Source organism: Pseudoalteromonas sp. SR41-8, assembly GCF_014163915.1.
Taxonomy (GTDB): Bacteria; Pseudomonadota; Gammaproteobacteria; order Enterobacterales; family Alteromonadaceae; genus Pseudoalteromonas; species Pseudoalteromonas rhizosphaerae.
In genome coordinates this window covers 43,225-58,335 of sequence record NZ_JACJEE010000020.1, presented here as the reverse complement: position 1 = coordinate 58,335, position 15,111 = coordinate 43,225, and the positions used below count along the sequence as shown (strand labels likewise).

Sequence of the window (15,111 nt, the reverse complement as noted above, 5' to 3'; positions counted from 1 at the left end):
TTTACACCTTTAGTTTTATCATTCACCTAAATAGTATAGTGCTTGTTTTTTAGTCTGCCTTGTTGCTCAGTGGTTTTTTTTCAATGTTTTTAAGTTCAATTTCAATTGCGTCACATGAAATATGTATTTCATATAAAGAGGTTAACAACGATAGAGCAAGGCAGGCTAGGCTAATACCAAATAAAATTACGCCAGTGGTTTTAAACTCGATAAATAATGCAAACATTGAAAGTGTACACATTAAAAAAGATGCAACGCCATAGACTTGCATGGTTCTAATGAGTCTAATGCGTTTTCTCAAGTTAGTTATTTGCGCAACGACTAATGGTCGAATAGTCTCTCCTTCGCGGGCGTTAAGTTCACGAATTAATTGTGCTAGCACTAAAAACCGGTTGGTATATGCTAATAACAACAAAGAGATTGCAGGGAACAGCAGTCCAGGTGTTGTGAGGGTCATGATTATTTCCTATATAACAATTACTTCGTTTAGAGTAGCTTAGGGTAATTTAATCGCAAAGTAAAAGAGGTTGTCATTGCAAAATAGAATAAATAACAACAATACAGAGCAAACACCATTTCAATGGTTAACAATCTATTGCGCTGCAAATGCGGTAGAGGCAAACATTGTCAAAGGGTTATTACTCAACAGCAATATTGAGTGCCAGTTACTTGGTGAGTCCTTGCAAGGAGCTGCTGGCGAAATACCTTTAGATCAAACTCAAGTGAGAGTGCAGGTTTTTGTGATTAAAGAGCGCCAGGCGCGGCAAATATTGGTAAACTACACTCAAGTACAACAATCCGCTCCTGATTGGGTATGCCCCAACTGTAATGAGCATAATGGGCCAACATTTGAAATTTGTTGGTCTTGTAGGACACCAAATAATGACTAAAGCGAATAATTTTCAGCGTATAAGAGAGCTTAACTATTTGCAGCAAGCGGTACTGGCAGCAGCATTAATTGAACGCATGCTACCTAATTATGGTTTATTTAGTGAAGCAACAGGATTTGGTGACGAAGCTATTTTACGCAGTGCACTTAATTTGTGTTGGGAAAAAATCTTACTGCCGAAAAGTAAAATAAGCCTTGAAAAGCAAATTGAGAAAATAGAGCCTAATGTTCCAGAACTCGCTGATTTTGATATGTTCGGTACTTATCCTGCTATAGATGCCGCCACTGCCTTATTAGGTTTAATGCATGGTTTAATTGCCAAAGATGAGCAAGAATTTATCAGCATTAGTAAAATCTCTCAGGCGACTGTTGCGCGTTTTATTGAATATCAATTAACGGTTGAAGGTGAGCTGGCTGATAATACAGCGGTACGTGAACATCCGTTAATGCAATACGAAATTGAAGTGTTAGGCGAGTTAATTGATTTTGTTGAGCAGATGGGCAGAGTAACAGCTGAAAATGTGAAAGCGTTAAAGCAACATGCTATCGCTGATGGACAAACAAACATTGGTATTACACTTTAAGTAACCAAAACTCTGATTAAGAGATTTATTTTAAGAATTTAAAAGTGCCAAAGGGCATGGGAGAAAACTGCAGTGCGAATTTTAGGCATTGAATCGTCGTGTGATGAAACGGGAATTGCAATCTATGATGATGAACAAGGTCTACTTGCTCATCAACTCTATAGCCAAGTAAAAGTGCATGCAGATTATGGCGGTGTAGTGCCTGAACTTGCATCTCGAGATCATGTTCGTAAAACCTTGCCATTAATCGATGCTGCTTTTGCACAGGCCGGTTGCGGACCTGAAGATATCGATGGTATTGCTTACACTGCAGGCCCAGGACTGGTGGGAGCATTATTAGTGGGTACTTCAATTGGACGCTCACTTGCCTATGGGTGGAATATTCCAGCAGTGGCTGTTCATCATATGGAGGGCCATCTACTGGCGCCAATGCTTGAAGAAAACGTGCCTGAATTTCCGTTTATTGCTTTACTCGTATCAGGTGGACACACCATGATGGTTAAAGTCGCTGGGATTGGTCAGTATGAAGTATTGGGTGAATCGGTAGATGATGCTGCAGGCGAAGCATTTGATAAAACAGCTAAGTTACTTGGTTTAGATTACCCTGGTGGGCCACGGTTAGCTAAACTTGCTGAGCAAGGTGTTCCTAAGCGCTTTATTTTCCCACGACCAATGACAGATAAACCGGGCCTTGACTTTAGTTTTAGCGGCTTGAAAACGGCGGCTGCAATTACTATTCGTAATAATGACGATGATCAGCAAACCAAAGCCGATATCGCTCATGCGTTTCAAACCGCAGTTATTGATACATTAGTTATTAAATGTAAGCGTGCTTTAAAGCAAACGGGTATAAATCGCTTAGTAATTGCCGGTGGTGTAAGCGCCAATATACAGCTACGTGCGCAACTAGAGCGTGTAATGCAAGGCATGAAAGGACAGGTTTATTATCCGCGCACAGAGTTTTGTACTGACAATGGTGCCATGATCGCCTATGCGGGTATGCAGCGCTTAAAGGCTGGGCAGTTTGCCAGCCTTGATATGAAAACGAAACCACGTTGGCCGATAGATAGTTTAGAGGCTATTTAAATTTAAGTATTGTTATCATCTTTAGTTGGTGGCGTTTTTTTGTCACCAATTTTAGGTTCTTTGCCACTAAATAAACGTTTAATATTGGCGTGGTGGCGAAAGATAATCAAAATAGTTAAAAATGTTACTGGTAAGGTATAAAGCGGTTTGATCCACCAAGTGTATAATGGCGCTAAAGAAACGGCAACTAATGCCCCAAGTGACGAATAGCGTGTAATAGCAACAACAGCCACCCAGGTTGAAATTAATAACCCGCCTAACAACAAGCCAATGGGTAGCAATGTTCCAAATGCAGTTGCAACTGCTTTACCGCCTTTAAAGTGAAAGAATACCGGAAACATATGTCCTAAACACGCAGCAACCCCTATCAATCCCAGCATTAGTGGTTCAAGTTGTAAAAAATAAGCTCCCCAGACAGGAATAGTCCCTTTGAGAATATCAAACACTAAGACTAAGCAGGCTGGAACAGCCCCACCAAGACGATAAACATTAGTTGCGCCAGGGTTGTTTGAGCCATTGCTGCGAGGATCGGGTAGTTTAAATAGCCGAGACACTAAAATGGCTGATGAAATCGACCCGAGTAAATAGGCTAAAACTAACATTAAAACGGCTATCACGCGCTTCCTTATTTTTTAATCGCAGTTTTTCGGCTATCATTGGCCGCAAAAATTGCATTCATACTTTTCGTGGTTCAAATAGCAGATACATAATGTATCTATACGCTTATATCATATGGGTAATTTTTACATGATGTACCTATAGGCTATTGTATGGGTAATTTTTACATAATAAAACACAGTTAAAGTGTATAAAGGCTATAAATGCAAATTATAGCCGATGTAGACTCAAGTCAATGAGTTTTAAGTTTTTGCCAGTTGGAGCAGTTATGGATAAGGTTTTTATATCGCAACTACATGTTGACACTATCATAGGCGTGTACGATTTTGAAAAAGAAACTAAACAGAGTTTGTATTTTGATATCGAGATGCTGTGTGATATTAAACCCGCAGCAAAAACCGATGACATTGCCTTAGCACTTGATTACGCAAAGGTAAGTGAGAGAGTAATCGCGCACACGACAGCAAAGCCTGTTGAGTTATTGGAGACCTTAGTAGAGCAACTAGCGGCTATCATTTTAACCGAGTTTGCTACAACACAAGTTACCATTCGAGTTAGTAAACCCGCAGCCGTCGCGCAAGCACGCACTGTAGGTGTTGAAATTACCCGACTCAAGGCACGTTAAGATGGCGCAAATTTATATTAGCCTTGGCTCTAATGTTGATAAAGAACATTATATCCGCCAAGCGTTAATCGCCCTAAAAGCACACCTTGTAGAATTCGAGCATTCCAGTGTCTTTGAAAGCGAAGCAGTTGGCTTTGCAGGTAATAACTTTTACAACTCAGTCATTGGTGCACAAACACAGATACCGCTTCCCCAGTTATGTCAGTTACTCAAACAGATTGAACGAGAGAATGGTCGTACAAATAACGATAAAAAATTTAGCCCGCGTACACTCGATCTAGATTTACTGTTTTACGATGATGTAGTGTGTGATTCTCCTGCACAGTTACCCCGTGATGAAATCACCAAAAATGCCTTTGTCCTGCAGCCATTGGCAGAAATAGCCCCCGATTTTTATCATCCTACAGCAAAGCAAACAATTGCCCAGTTGTGGAATACTTACAACAACCCTAAGCAAAAACTATGGAAGGTGGAGTTTACTAACCCATGAGTATTATCGAAATTATTGTTTTAGCCCTGATCCAGGGATTAACTGAGTTTTTACCTATTTCAAGCTCAGCTCATCTCATTCTCCCTTCACAAATTCTTGGTTGGCAAGATCAAGGCCTTGCCTTCGATGTTGCGGTGCACGTTGGTACCTTGATTGCGGTGGTGATTTATTTCCGCAAAGAAGTGGTAGAAATACTTGCGGCATGGTTTAAATCATTTGGTGCACAAGGTGCAACAGATGATAGTAAACTTGGCTGGTGGATTATTTTAGGCACTATACCAGCCGCTGTACTGGGTTTAATTTTTAAAGACTTAATCGAGCTCTATTTACGCAGTGCGTGGGTAATTGCAATCACCACTATTTTGTTTGGCTTATTACTTTGGTATGCCGACGTAAAAGGTAAGCAAACTAAAACAATTTATCAATTAACTTGGAAATCAGCACTGATGATCGGTATGGCGCAAGCGATGGCGATGATCCCTGGTACGTCACGCTCGGGTATTACTATGACCGCCGGTTTAATGCTGGGGATGAATAAACAAAGCGCTGCGCGTTTTTCATTTTTACTCGCAATTCCAGTGATCTCAATGATGGGCTTGTATTACACCATTGAGCTGGCATTAGGGGATCATGTAGTTGATTGGACAACGTTAATTTTAGGTGCCGGTTTATCGTTTATCTCTGCGTATGCGTGTATTTTCCTGTTCTTAAAAATAATTGAACGTATGGGGATGATGCCATTTGTTATCTATCGATTATTATTGGGCGTAGGTTTAATTGTATTTTTGATGATGTAGCACTGCGTTTATTAAAGATAAATAAAAACGCCTTAGCTCAATGAGCTAAGGCGTTTTTTATAAGCCAATATACCCTTCAATTAGAAAGTGTATTTTGCACCCATCGATAAGCGACGACCTTTAACGTCAAAGAACTCACCATTATCATAAGTGAATGGATTACGAGGTGGTGCACGGTCTAGGATATTGTTTACACCAATACGTACTTGTAATTCATCTAATAGATAAGTTTTGTACATAAAATCGAACGTTGTGTAAGACGGGATATCATTGTAGTTATTATCTTCAATGTTCCATTCATTACTTTCTACACTACTATGGCGGTAATTAGCCGTTAAAATGTAACTTGAATCATCATGTGAGTAGATTGCGTTAAAGCGACCTTTCCAGCGAGGATCTGCCATTTCACCTACATTTGAGCGGAAATCTGCCGTACGACCGGTTGGGTTTTCACTGTCTTCTTCTAGGTAAGTTGCAGTAAGTTTAATTGCTAAATCACCATTCCCTAACTCTGTGCGGTAAGCTGTTTCAATATCTAGGCCTTTTTTGGCGATGATAGAAGCATTAATTGGACGCTCATAATAGTTAATGATGTCGCCCGTTTCTTTATTTCGTACGAAGTTTGAGCAAAATGGGTTGTCTAGCGATGATGACTCATAACATAGTTCTACGCTATCACGTCCAAAGTATTGAATCGCACCTTCAATTTCAAATGACCAGTAATCAAGAGTTAAATCTAAGCCTTCAATAAATTCAGGAGTGTAGATCAAGCCTATAGTGTAATCGTTTGATGTTTCGTTTTTTAGTGCTTGGTTACCTTGTACAAAACCTGGCAGGCTACCAGCGGCTTGCCAATCGGCAGTTGGCATCCAACCTTCAGCTAAACCGTCCGCTTGACAGTTAGCGATTACATTTACTTTATATTCGCTACCTGAGCTGGTAATTTCATCAGCACGACATGGGTCTTTACGGCCTGAATTAAACGTTTGTGAGCTTGGCGTAAATAAGTCACTTAGGCTTGGTGCACGTACTGATTTTGAACGATTTAAACGCACACGTACTTCGTCTGTAACGCCCCAGTTTAATGATAACTTCCACGCATCATCACCACCAGTAACCGAGTAATCCATATAACGGTACGCAGTTTCAAAGGTTAAGTCAGTTGCTAAAAAATGATCTACAAGCAATGGCACTGAGATCTCTGTTGAGAATTCATTTACATCGATATCACCTTTCATTGGCAAGCTTGAGTTCCCAAAAATAAGGCCATTTTGCATTGCGTGATCAGGATGAGTCTCGGCGCTTTCTCGGCGATGTTCAACGGTAAATGCGGCAGCGACAGCACCTGCTGGTAATTCAAATAATAAACCATCAAATGTTGCAGCAACAACTAGCTGGTCTTGTTTGGCAGTACGCGTAGCATTCGTTGCTATATAATTAAGCTGTGCTTGAGAAGCACTTTGTGCGCCCATAGGGTTAAAAGCAACACACCCTTCACGTTCACCTGTGACATTACCATCGGCATCACGAACTGCACACACGATTTGGCCATTAAGTTCTACAGCATCTATTGCATTGACTAAATTTTGCTCTAATACTTCACCGCGCCATAAGGTATCTTGTTCGATACGGCCATACTGCACATAGGTGCTGTAGCCCCAGTCATCGTTTAAAATGCCTTCAAAACCAAGAGATGCACGGATCACCGAACGATCTTGTTGATAGGCGCGATCACCCCATAGATTTTCGTTAGCTTGGCGCAAAGTAACTTTATCTAACCCGTTAGCATCCATAATCTTAGCCATATCATCGCGGATAAAGGCATTATCACGACGAATCGTGTGAGCAAAGAAAGCTGGCGAGCTTTCAGTAGTTGCTTTTGAGTCAGACCAAGTAAAATCGAATGTTGCAGCATGGTCGTCATTAATTTCGTATGTACCATACGTTGATAAAATAGCGCGCTCTAATGGAGTTTGAAAATAGCTTTTGTAACCATGACTAAAAACACCATCGCCTGGGTTATTAGCATCTGCGTAATAACGGTTATTAGCTGATGCGTTAGGCACACCAGAGTTTTCTACGCGACCTAGACCATAATCAAATGCTTGTACGTTACCGCTATTATCAAATGCCCAGTGATGGTTGTTGTAATGATCGTCAGTTAGCGAGCCTGTTTTACTGAAAAAGTCACCGCCTTCAGAGTAATAGCCAAGGGTACTTTGCTTACCTAATATAACGCGCTCAGGAATACCATCGGTACCAGATTTATTAGCTGGATTTGCGTATGAAGTTACAGGATTACGGTAAAAATCACGACTTAACTTGTTATAGCTATCTGTTTTTGAGTAGTTAAGAGACGTTACAAACGATAGCTTGTCACCTTCCATACCACCGGTGATAGAGAAAAAGTTTTGCTCGCCACCGCTTTGTTCTGGACGAATCGTAGATGCATCAATTTCAATGCCATCAAATGATTTTTTTGTGATGATGTTTACGACACCTGCTACAGCGTCGGCACCATATACTGCTGCTGCACCCCCTGTGGCGATTTCTACTCGTTCGATCAGAGTTGTTGGAATATTATTTAAATCTACCGCAGTGCTGCCTACTGAACCTGCGACAAAGCGGCGACCATTTACTAATACCAGTGTGCGCTCAGACCCTAAACCACGTAAATCGGTGGTGTTTAATCCTGATGCATAAATAAAGCTAGTAGTGGTTTCCGGAGATAGGCCAACCGTTGCTTGCGGTAGCTCAGCTAATAAATCATTAACGTTAGTAATGCCGGCGTTTTCCATCTCAACGCCACTGATCACCGTAACTGGTGTCGGTGAAGTAAGGTTAAATCGCTTTATTTTCGAACCTGTTACTTGAATGCGTTCGACAGGTTTTACGTCAGTTGCTTCTTGTGCAAATGCATTGGCAGCACCAACAGTACCAGTAATTAATACTGCATTAATTGCAGCTGTAATAAGATTTAATTTTTTCAACATAACACCTTTTAATTTCGACAAGGTTTACCCTGTGGGTAATTTAACTTGATGGAATTCACAAAGGACTTACATTGTTAGCCATATTAACTTTGAGGTTAAATATATGCCTTTCAATGTAACCAAATGTAATTTAGTGCGATGTTTTATCACAGTACCCAAATAGAGTCTTTTGTGGGGCAAATATGTCTTTTGTTGCTAAAAAGTGTTTTTTGTTTTTATTATGGGTATTTGTTGGTATCATCTTGATTTTAAATTATATTATTTGTATTCATAGCTTTACGTTTTTTGTTTTTAGTATTTTCATAACATTGAGTTATCTTGCTCATTAACTATTTTGCAATTAACTATCAATTATTTTGTTTGTAAAATGAGCTTTAAAGTTAATTTTGTTTAAAAAGTGTCGCGCAATACTTGAGCGGTTAGGCATAAGTAAGGGAACTATTTAACTTATATACTTATTCGTTGTCATTTAGCACAAGTGTTGTGTTAGATGGCAATGGTAACTGAACGCTATTTTTGGCATTATGGCACCTCATCTATTATCTATTTTTTAGTGCTGCGTAAGCTATGTGTGGCGGCAAAGGAATAATATGCATATTCATATTTTAGGCATTTGCGGCACCTTTATGGGTGGTATTGCAGCGATAGCTAAGTCGCTAGGCCATACAGTCACGGGCTCGGATCTAAACGTATATCCGCCAATGAGCACGCAACTTGAAGAGCTTGGTATTAAATTAACCCAAGGCTATGATGTCTCTCAGTTAGAACCTGCACCAGATATGGTGATTATTGGCAATGCAATGAGTCGTGGTAACCCATGTGTTGAATATGTATTGGACAAGGGCTTAGCGTATACTTCCGGCCCTGAATGGTTAAAGCATAATTTATTACAAAACTCCTGGGTACTGGCGGTTGCTGGAACTCATGGTAAAACCACCACTGCAAGTATGCTGGCATGGATTTTAGAATTTGCGGGTTTAAAGCCAGGATTCTTGATCGGTGGTATCGTGCAAAATTTTGGTTTGTCGGCACGGGTTGGCGAAACGCCTTTTTTTGTTATTGAAGCTGATGAATACGACACTGCATTTTTTGATAAACGCAGTAAGTTTGTTCATTACTTACCGCGCACACTGATTTTAAACAATCTTGAATTTGATCATGCTGATATTTTTGAAGATTTAAACGCTATTAAAAAACAATTTCATCATTTGATGCGTACACTACCAAGTAGCGGCAAAGTTATTTGGCCACAACAAGACGATGCTGTGCAAGATGTGATTAACCAAGGTTGTTGGAGCGAAAGTGAAACACTGGGCGCTGATTGGGGATATGAGCTGATTAATGCCGATGGCAGTGAATTTGCAGTGTTACTCAATGATGAATACCAAGGCTCAGTAAAATGGCAAGCGTTTGGTGAGCACAATGTTAAAAACGCTATTATGGCTATTGCTGCCGCGCGCCATGTCGGGATTGCAATTGAACATAGCATTGCAGGGTTAGGGGAATTTATTAGTCCTAAACGTAGGATGGAGCTAAAAGCCGATATTGCCAATATTAAAGTGTATGACGACTTTGCTCATCACCCAACAGCTATCACTACAACGCTTGCTGGGTTGCGTGCAAAAGTAGGCAATGAAAAAATTATTGCGATATTAGAGCCGCGCTCAAACACTATGAAAATGGGTGTACATCAACATACGTTATTGGCGTCATTAGCTGATGCTGATGATGTGTATTTATTCGAGCCAGATAATTTAACCTGGTCATTAAGTGAGCAGGCCAAACAGGCTGGTATGTTATGCTTGAGTAATACAGATGAGATCGTTGAACAAGTAGTCTCCCAAGCGCAACCGCAGCAACATATTTTAATCATGAGTAATGGTGGCTTTAATGGCCTCCACGACACATTGATAACAGCTTTGCAGCATAAATTTATCCAGCAATAAACCGGAGCGACAGTGCAATATAAAGAAACCATAACGCTGGCCTTTAGTGGTGCGTCAGGCGCGCCATATGGCTTACGATTACTTGAAGTATTGCTCGCGCAGCAGTTTCGCGTGTATGTATTGATCTCAAGCGCGGCGCGTGTAGTGCTAGATACTGAATCAAACATTAAATTATCAGCCAATGAAGATAAAGCCACCGAACAATTAAGTAGCTTATTTAAAGCACAGCCAGGACAGTTACAAGTATTTGGTAAAGATAACTGGTTTAGCCCTGTGGCATCTGGCTCTGCAGCGCCGAAAAAAATGGTCGTGTGCCCGTGTAGTGCAGGCTCTGTCTCTGCAATAGCGATTGGGGCCTCTGATAATTTATTAGAGCGCGCCGCTGATGTCGTGATTAAAGAGCGTGGTCAGTTAATTTTAGTGCCACGAGAAACGCCATTTAGTGAAATCCATTTAGAAAACATGCTAAAGCTCGCAAAGCTCGGGGTAACAATTATGCCAGCTGCACCAGGGTTTTATCATCAACCGCAAACTATTAATGACTTAGTTGATTTTATGGTTGCACGTATTTTAGATCATTTAAATATTGCACACACACTAACTAAACGTTGGGGTTATGGGGAGGGTAAATCATGAGTAAAGCATTGGCTTTGAATATTGAAGGCCTGACCAAGGTATATAAAAATGGTGTTGAAGCCGTTAAAGGCGTTGATCTAAAAGTATATGAAGGTGATTTTTTTGCCTTGTTAGGCCCAAATGGCGCGGGTAAGTCAACTACCATTGGGGTAATCTCATCATTGGTCAATAAAACCAAAGGCTTAGTAGAGGTGTTTGGTCACAACATAGATTCAGATTTAGAAGCCGCTAAATCACAACTAGGCTTAGTGCCACAAGAGTTTAACTTTAGCCAGTTTGAAACGTTGACGCAAATACTGGTAAATCAAGCGGGTTATTACGGAGTTCCCCGTAAGGTGGCGCATCAACGAGCGGATAAATATTTAGCGCAATTAGGCTTACTTGAAAAGAAAGACAAACAAGCACGAACACTATCAGGCGGTATGAAACGTCGTTTAATGATTGCTCGCGCGTTAATGCATGAACCAAAACTGCTAATTTTAGATGAGCCAACCGCCGGTGTTGATATTGAATTACGCCGTTCGATGTGGGATTTTTTAAGACAAATTAATGAGCAGGGGGTGACGATTATTCTCACCACCCATTACTTAGAAGAAGCCGAACTGCTGTGTAAAAATATCGCGATTATTGATTCCGGCATTATCGTTGAAAACACCACCATTAAAGCACTGCTTGCCAAACTAGATAAAGAAACCTTTATTCTTGATTTAAAACAGCCTGTCCAGCCAGTTACCGTTACGCTTGATGGTTATAAGTTTACTATGGCTGATGATCATACTATTGAGGTTGAAGTAGCCAAATCACAGGGCTTGAATGCAGTATTTACAGCATTAACCGAGCAGGGCAATACCGTGCTTAGCATGCGTAATAAAGCTAATCGATTAGAAGAGTTGTTTGTAGGTTTACTAGAGCAAGGGCGGGGCAAGTAGATGTTTAAATATGGCGTAGCCTTAAAGAGTTTATGGTTTAAAGAGTGCATTCGATTTTTGCGTATCTGGGTACAAACACTCGTGCCGCCGGCAATCACTATGAGTTTGTACTTTGTGATTTTCGGTAATCTTATAGGCTCTCGTATTGGTGATATGGGGGGCTTTAGTTATATGGAGTTTATTGTACCGGGTCTTATCATGATGTCGGTGATCACTAATTCGTATTCTAATGTGGCATCAAGCTTTTATTCAACCAAGTTTCAAAAAAGCATTGAAGAGCTGTTAGTTGCACCCGTGCCTAATTATATTATTGTGCTTGGCTATATGGGTGGCGGCATGACCCGTGGCATGCTGGTAGGATTAATTGTTACGTGTGTGTCGTTATTATTTGTTGATATTCAAATCCATAATATTTTTGTGATCATCGCGACAGTAATTTTAACTTCTGCGGTATTTGCTTTAGGCGGTTTGATCAATGCTATTTATGCTAATAGCTTTGACGATATCAGTATAATTCCGACCTTTATTTTAACGCCATTGACCTATCTAGGTGGTGTGTTTTACTCAATCACTTTATTGCCAGAGTTTTGGCAAGGCGTATCGCAGGTTAATCCAATTATTTATATGGTTAATGCCTTTAGGTATGGTTTCTTAGGCGTGTCGGATGTTGATTTAACTGTCGCATTTGGCGTGTTGTTATTATTTATTACAGCCTTATTTATATTAGCTTTAACGTTAATTAAAAAAGGTGTGGGGTTAAGACACTAATGAGTGATGCAAATTCACGAAGTATTGTATCGAATCAACAAGGCTTACATGAAAAGCTGGATGATATAGTTAATAAGCATTTAACTGCACAGTTTAAAAAACCCATTGCAGCTCATACGCAAACGGCGTTTGATCAAGTAAATGAAAAAGTGCAGGCTTTTAATGGGCCCATTATTTTAGATTCGTGTTGTGGGGTAGGTGAAAGCACGGCTAATTTAGCTAAACGCCACCCTGATGCGTTAGTTATAGGAATTGATAAGTCATCGCATCGTTTGGATAAGCATGATATTGAATATAAACAAACCGATTCAGGTCAGTACATTTTAGTGCAAGCCGATTTAAATGACTTTTGGCGACTCGCAGTGGCGGCTAATTGGCAACCCACACATCATTATTTGCTGTATCCAAATCCGTGGCCAAAAGCGAAGCATATTCAACGTCGCTGGCATGGCGCTGCTATTTTTCCATTTATCGTTAAATTAGGTGGGCTGTTAGAAGTTCGCAGCAATTGGGATATTTATGTTAAAGAGTTTGCTCAAGCACTGAAGCTCACCGGACACGACTGCACAGTCGAACTTTATCAAAATGACCTGGCAGTTACGCCATTTGAACGTAAATATTGGGCAAGTGGTCAACAAAGTCACCGTTTAGTGATTAATTTAAATGCTGGCTCGAAATAAAAATTAAGTGTTTTATAAGTTAATGTTTTCGTATATCTCTTAACCTGAGTTCAGGTTAAGAGATTGGATACGGTTGATTTTTATTTGCAGTAATATGTGGCACAGGCTCGGCAAAGTAATTGCCTTGCATTAGCGTCACATTTGCTTTTTTAAGCGCGTTGGCGATAGGTTTACTCTCTACATGCTCAGCAATTAGCTGTAAGTTGAGTTGCTTTGCAAAGTTGGCAATATGCTCAACATATAGATAAATGTCTTTATCGTGAATGATCTGTCTGATCAAACTACCATCAAGCTTAATACCATCTACTTCTAATTTTAGTACATTAGAGATATTCGAATAACCTGTACCAAAATCATCAATTATTACCCGTATACCACGATTTTTAACCATGGTTATAAATGCTTTTACTTCAGAAAAATTTGCGATAGCTTCGGTTTCCAATAGTTCTAAGGTAATATTACTCGGTAGTGGATAGCGTTTAAATTCGTTTTCCAAAAATTCAGCAAGGCTTGGATCAAGCATATCTTGGGCTGTAATATTGATGCTCCAGCACGTACTGGTTTTTCTAAATCGTGCAAAGCATTGTGTGAGCATAGTGCGGGTGAGCATGCCATCCATGCGAGAGCGATTAACGACATCTAAGAACGATTCTGGTTTAAGAATTTCACCATGGCAGGTGATCATTCTAGCCAAACATTCATACTGAATAATGGCATTCGTTTCATTATCATAAATTGCCTGAAAATAAGGCACAATTCTGTTGTTCTCAAATGCTTCACGTACTTCTTTTGCCATTGCTACATTATACTGATATTGGTTTTTTACATCATGTAGTGCGCTGGAGTAATTGACCACAGTGTGGCGTCCCTGCTTGGCTTGTAATGCGGCAATATGGGCATTTTCAAGTAACATTGATTTATTGCCACTGGCGATGCCTGCGCACAAGGTGATGTATATAAAAGGGTCGGTAAGTAATGGGGTACTGCAATTATAGGCTTGGATCACCTCGAGAAAACCTGCATTATCTTTACCCAAAGGAGCGATGAGGACTATTTTGTTGGTCGTTAGACGAAACATCTGACTACCCGCAGGGCGGCGCTTTTTGAAGTGTTGCAACAAGTTTTTCATAACGCGGTCGCCTACTTCAGTACCATAAAAACTGCTTATATCTTCAACTTCATTTACCCAAATAACAGCAAGTTGCAGATGATGATTAGGGGAGTTTTTAATATAATATTCAAGTGCAATATGATTGGCAAAGCCACTACTGGTATCGGTTGAAATTGCACGTTTCAATAAATACACATAAATACCGGCTACCAACAGAGCAATAAAAAAGAAAAAAATGGCCATGCCCGCAGCTTTAGATACACTTTGCGCTAATCGCTGATTGAGATCGTATATGGTGATATCGGCCCCTGTTAAGTAGGTGACTCCATTGGCATCAACGAAAGGGACAAAAATTGTTTTAAAATGTCCCCATTGATCTTTTGATATTTCAAACACCGGCTCTGTTGAATAAAATGCGCCAATATTAGCGGCAGTTGCTTCAGGGTAAAGATCGAGTAATTGGGTGATTCTACCGGTATTTTGATCGTTTTGAGTGTAACTCGATGCACTAAAATGTACATTACCGTCTTTTAATATCATGGCGTACACATAAGCGATATTTAACGCATTAGCAAACTCTGAAAGTTGCCGACTTTTTTGTTGGTATTCGGTTGATGATATATATTGGCCTGCATTGATTTTTTGATGATAGTCATCACCAAGTATATGCTTGACACTTAATGCGGCATTGAGTAATCGAGTATCGACGCTGTGCATAATATCGTTACGGGTGCTGTTGTAGGTGTAATAGATGTAGCTTAATAAACTGATAAAAAACAGTATGAAACCCGCGATTATCCAATTTGTCCGTAAATTTGTATTTATCATGCTCTTCCTTGATTTATTAGCCCTTCTATTATACAAAAAAAGGCTGTATCGCCTATAAAAATATAGTTAGCCAAATTAATGATAAATATTAATCAACTTATCATTAATTTGTCATGCAATTGGCTACTTTT

Annotated in this window: 15 protein-coding genes; 11 read left to right on the top strand and 4 right to left on the bottom strand. The window is 40.0% G+C overall.

From position 1 onward, the window contains the following. Positions 1-49: 49 nt before the first annotated feature. Positions 50-457, bottom strand: a complete 408-nt coding sequence (locus tag H5162_RS14030) for a DUF2721 domain-containing protein (RefSeq protein WP_145235083.1) — start codon at positions 455-457, stop codon at positions 50-52. A 76-nt stretch (positions 458-533) separates the two neighbouring features. Here H5162_RS14030 and H5162_RS14025 point away from each other — a divergent pair, with 76 nt between their 5' ends. The 3 genes from H5162_RS14025 to tsaD all read left to right on the top strand — a co-directional run bounded on the left by H5162_RS14025 (position 534) and on the right by tsaD (position 2,559). Then, positions 534-890, top strand: a complete 357-nt coding sequence (locus H5162_RS14025) for a DUF2007 domain-containing protein (RefSeq protein ID WP_145235085.1) — start codon at positions 534-536, stop codon at positions 888-890. After that, positions 883-1,473 carry a YjaG family protein gene (locus tag H5162_RS14020; RefSeq protein ID WP_145235087.1) on the top strand — a complete coding sequence of 197 codons (591 nt, stop codon included), beginning with the start codon at positions 883-885 and terminating at the stop codon, positions 1,471-1,473. The genes H5162_RS14025 and H5162_RS14020 overlap by 8 nt, the downstream gene beginning before the upstream one ends. Before the next feature lie 72 nt (positions 1,474-1,545). Beyond that, entirely contained in the window at positions 1,546-2,559 is a 1,014-nt protein-coding gene (gene tsaD, locus H5162_RS14015; protein WP_145235089.1) for a tRNA (adenosine(37)-N6)-threonylcarbamoyltransferase complex transferase subunit TsaD, read from the top strand. 2 nt (positions 2,560-2,561) lie between these two features. Here the strand turns inward: tsaD and plsY are convergent, their stop codons facing one another. Then, positions 2,562-3,176 (bottom strand): glycerol-3-phosphate 1-O-acyltransferase PlsY, encoded by a 615-nt coding sequence (gene plsY, locus H5162_RS14010; protein WP_145235091.1) that lies wholly within the window; start codon positions 3,174-3,176, stop codon positions 2,562-2,564. A gap of 269 nt (positions 3,177-3,445) precedes the next feature. Between plsY and folB the strand changes: the two genes are divergently transcribed. The 3 genes from folB to H5162_RS13995 are packed head-to-tail and all read left to right on the top strand — an operon-like array spanning position 3,446 to position 5,089. Continuing rightward, a complete protein-coding gene (folB, locus tag H5162_RS14005) occupies positions 3,446-3,802 on the top strand; it encodes a dihydroneopterin aldolase (protein WP_145235093.1) in 357 nt (118 codons plus the stop codon). Between the two features lies 1 nt (position 3,803). Continuing rightward, positions 3,804-4,292, top strand: a complete 489-nt coding sequence (gene folK / locus H5162_RS14000) for a 2-amino-4-hydroxy-6-hydroxymethyldihydropteridine diphosphokinase (protein ID WP_145235095.1) — start codon at positions 3,804-3,806, stop codon at positions 4,290-4,292. Further along, on the top strand, positions 4,289-5,089 hold the full coding sequence (locus H5162_RS13995) for an undecaprenyl-diphosphate phosphatase (RefSeq protein WP_145235097.1): 801 nt from the start codon (positions 4,289-4,291) through the stop codon (positions 5,087-5,089). The genes folK and H5162_RS13995 overlap by 4 nt, the downstream gene beginning before the upstream one ends. 80 nt (positions 5,090-5,169) lie before the next feature. On the opposite strand, the gene H5162_RS13990 is transcribed toward H5162_RS13995, so the two are convergent. Then, positions 5,170-8,082, bottom strand: a complete 2,913-nt coding sequence (locus tag H5162_RS13990; protein ID WP_182778803.1) for a TonB-dependent receptor domain-containing protein — start codon at positions 8,080-8,082, stop codon at positions 5,170-5,172. Positions 8,083-8,672: 590 nt separating this feature from the next. Here H5162_RS13990 and mpl point away from each other — a divergent pair. Genes mpl through H5162_RS13965 form a run of 5 tightly spaced genes read left to right on the top strand, consistent with a single transcriptional unit; the run spans position 8,673 to position 13,041 of the window. Next, positions 8,673-10,028: a UDP-N-acetylmuramate:L-alanyl-gamma-D-glutamyl-meso-diaminopimelate ligase gene (gene mpl, locus H5162_RS13985; protein ID WP_145235101.1), complete on the top strand. Its 1,356-nt coding sequence runs from the start codon at positions 8,673-8,675 to the stop codon at positions 10,026-10,028. Between the two features lie 12 nt (positions 10,029-10,040). Beyond that, positions 10,041-10,664: a flavin prenyltransferase UbiX gene (locus H5162_RS13980; RefSeq protein ID WP_182778801.1), complete on the top strand. Its 624-nt coding sequence runs from the start codon at positions 10,041-10,043 to the stop codon at positions 10,662-10,664. Continuing rightward, on the top strand, positions 10,661-11,593 hold the full coding sequence (locus H5162_RS13975; protein ID WP_145235104.1) for an ABC transporter ATP-binding protein: 933 nt from the start codon (positions 10,661-10,663) through the stop codon (positions 11,591-11,593). Before H5162_RS13980 ends, H5162_RS13975 begins: the two co-directional genes overlap by 4 nt. Beyond that, positions 11,594-12,361 carry an ABC transporter permease gene (locus H5162_RS13970; protein ID WP_145235106.1) on the top strand — a complete coding sequence of 256 codons (768 nt, stop codon included), beginning with the start codon at positions 11,594-11,596 and terminating at the stop codon, positions 12,359-12,361. Continuing rightward, positions 12,361-13,041 (top strand): tRNA (guanosine(46)-N(7))-methyltransferase TrmB, encoded by a 681-nt coding sequence (locus tag H5162_RS13965; protein WP_145235108.1) that lies wholly within the window; start codon positions 12,361-12,363, stop codon positions 13,039-13,041. The genes H5162_RS13970 and H5162_RS13965 overlap by 1 nt, the downstream gene beginning before the upstream one ends. Before the next feature lie 55 nt (positions 13,042-13,096). Here the strand turns inward: H5162_RS13965 and H5162_RS13960 are convergent, their stop codons facing one another. Continuing rightward, the gene (locus H5162_RS13960) at positions 13,097-14,980 is read right to left on the bottom strand and encodes a bifunctional diguanylate cyclase/phosphodiesterase (RefSeq protein ID WP_145235110.1); all 1,884 of its coding nucleotides are present in this window, start codon (positions 14,978-14,980) and stop codon (positions 13,097-13,099) included. Between the last annotated feature and the right edge of the window lie 131 nt (positions 14,981-15,111).

What these genes read in the sequence shown, in the direction of transcription:
- H5162_RS13975 (WP_145235104.1), top strand. Translation starts at nt 10,661, where the DNA reads ATGAGTAAAGCATTGGCTTTGAATATTGAAGGCCTGACCAAGGTATAT.
- H5162_RS13960 (WP_145235110.1), bottom strand. Translation starts at nt 14,980, where the DNA reads ATGATAAATACAAATTTACGGACAAATTGGATAATCGCGGGTTTCATA.
- H5162_RS13995 (WP_145235097.1), top strand. Translation starts at nt 4,289, where the DNA reads ATGAGTATTATCGAAATTATTGTTTTAGCCCTGATCCAGGGATTAACT.
- H5162_RS14020 (WP_145235087.1), top strand. Translation starts at nt 883, where the DNA reads ATGACTAAAGCGAATAATTTTCAGCGTATAAGAGAGCTTAACTATTTG.
- folK (WP_145235095.1), top strand. Translation starts at nt 3,804, where the DNA reads ATGGCGCAAATTTATATTAGCCTTGGCTCTAATGTTGATAAAGAACAT.
- H5162_RS14030 (WP_145235083.1), bottom strand. Translation starts at nt 457, where the DNA reads ATGACCCTCACAACACCTGGACTGCTGTTCCCTGCAATCTCTTTGTTG.
- mpl (WP_145235101.1), top strand. Translation starts at nt 8,673, where the DNA reads ATGCATATTCATATTTTAGGCATTTGCGGCACCTTTATGGGTGGTATT.
- H5162_RS13990 (WP_182778803.1), bottom strand. Translation starts at nt 8,082, where the DNA reads ATGTTGAAAAAATTAAATCTTATTACAGCTGCAATTAATGCAGTATTA.
- H5162_RS13965 (WP_145235108.1), top strand. Translation starts at nt 12,361, where the DNA reads ATGAGTGATGCAAATTCACGAAGTATTGTATCGAATCAACAAGGCTTA.
- H5162_RS13970 (WP_145235106.1), top strand. Translation starts at nt 11,594, where the DNA reads ATGTTTAAATATGGCGTAGCCTTAAAGAGTTTATGGTTTAAAGAGTGC.
- folB (WP_145235093.1), top strand. Translation starts at nt 3,446, where the DNA reads ATGGATAAGGTTTTTATATCGCAACTACATGTTGACACTATCATAGGC.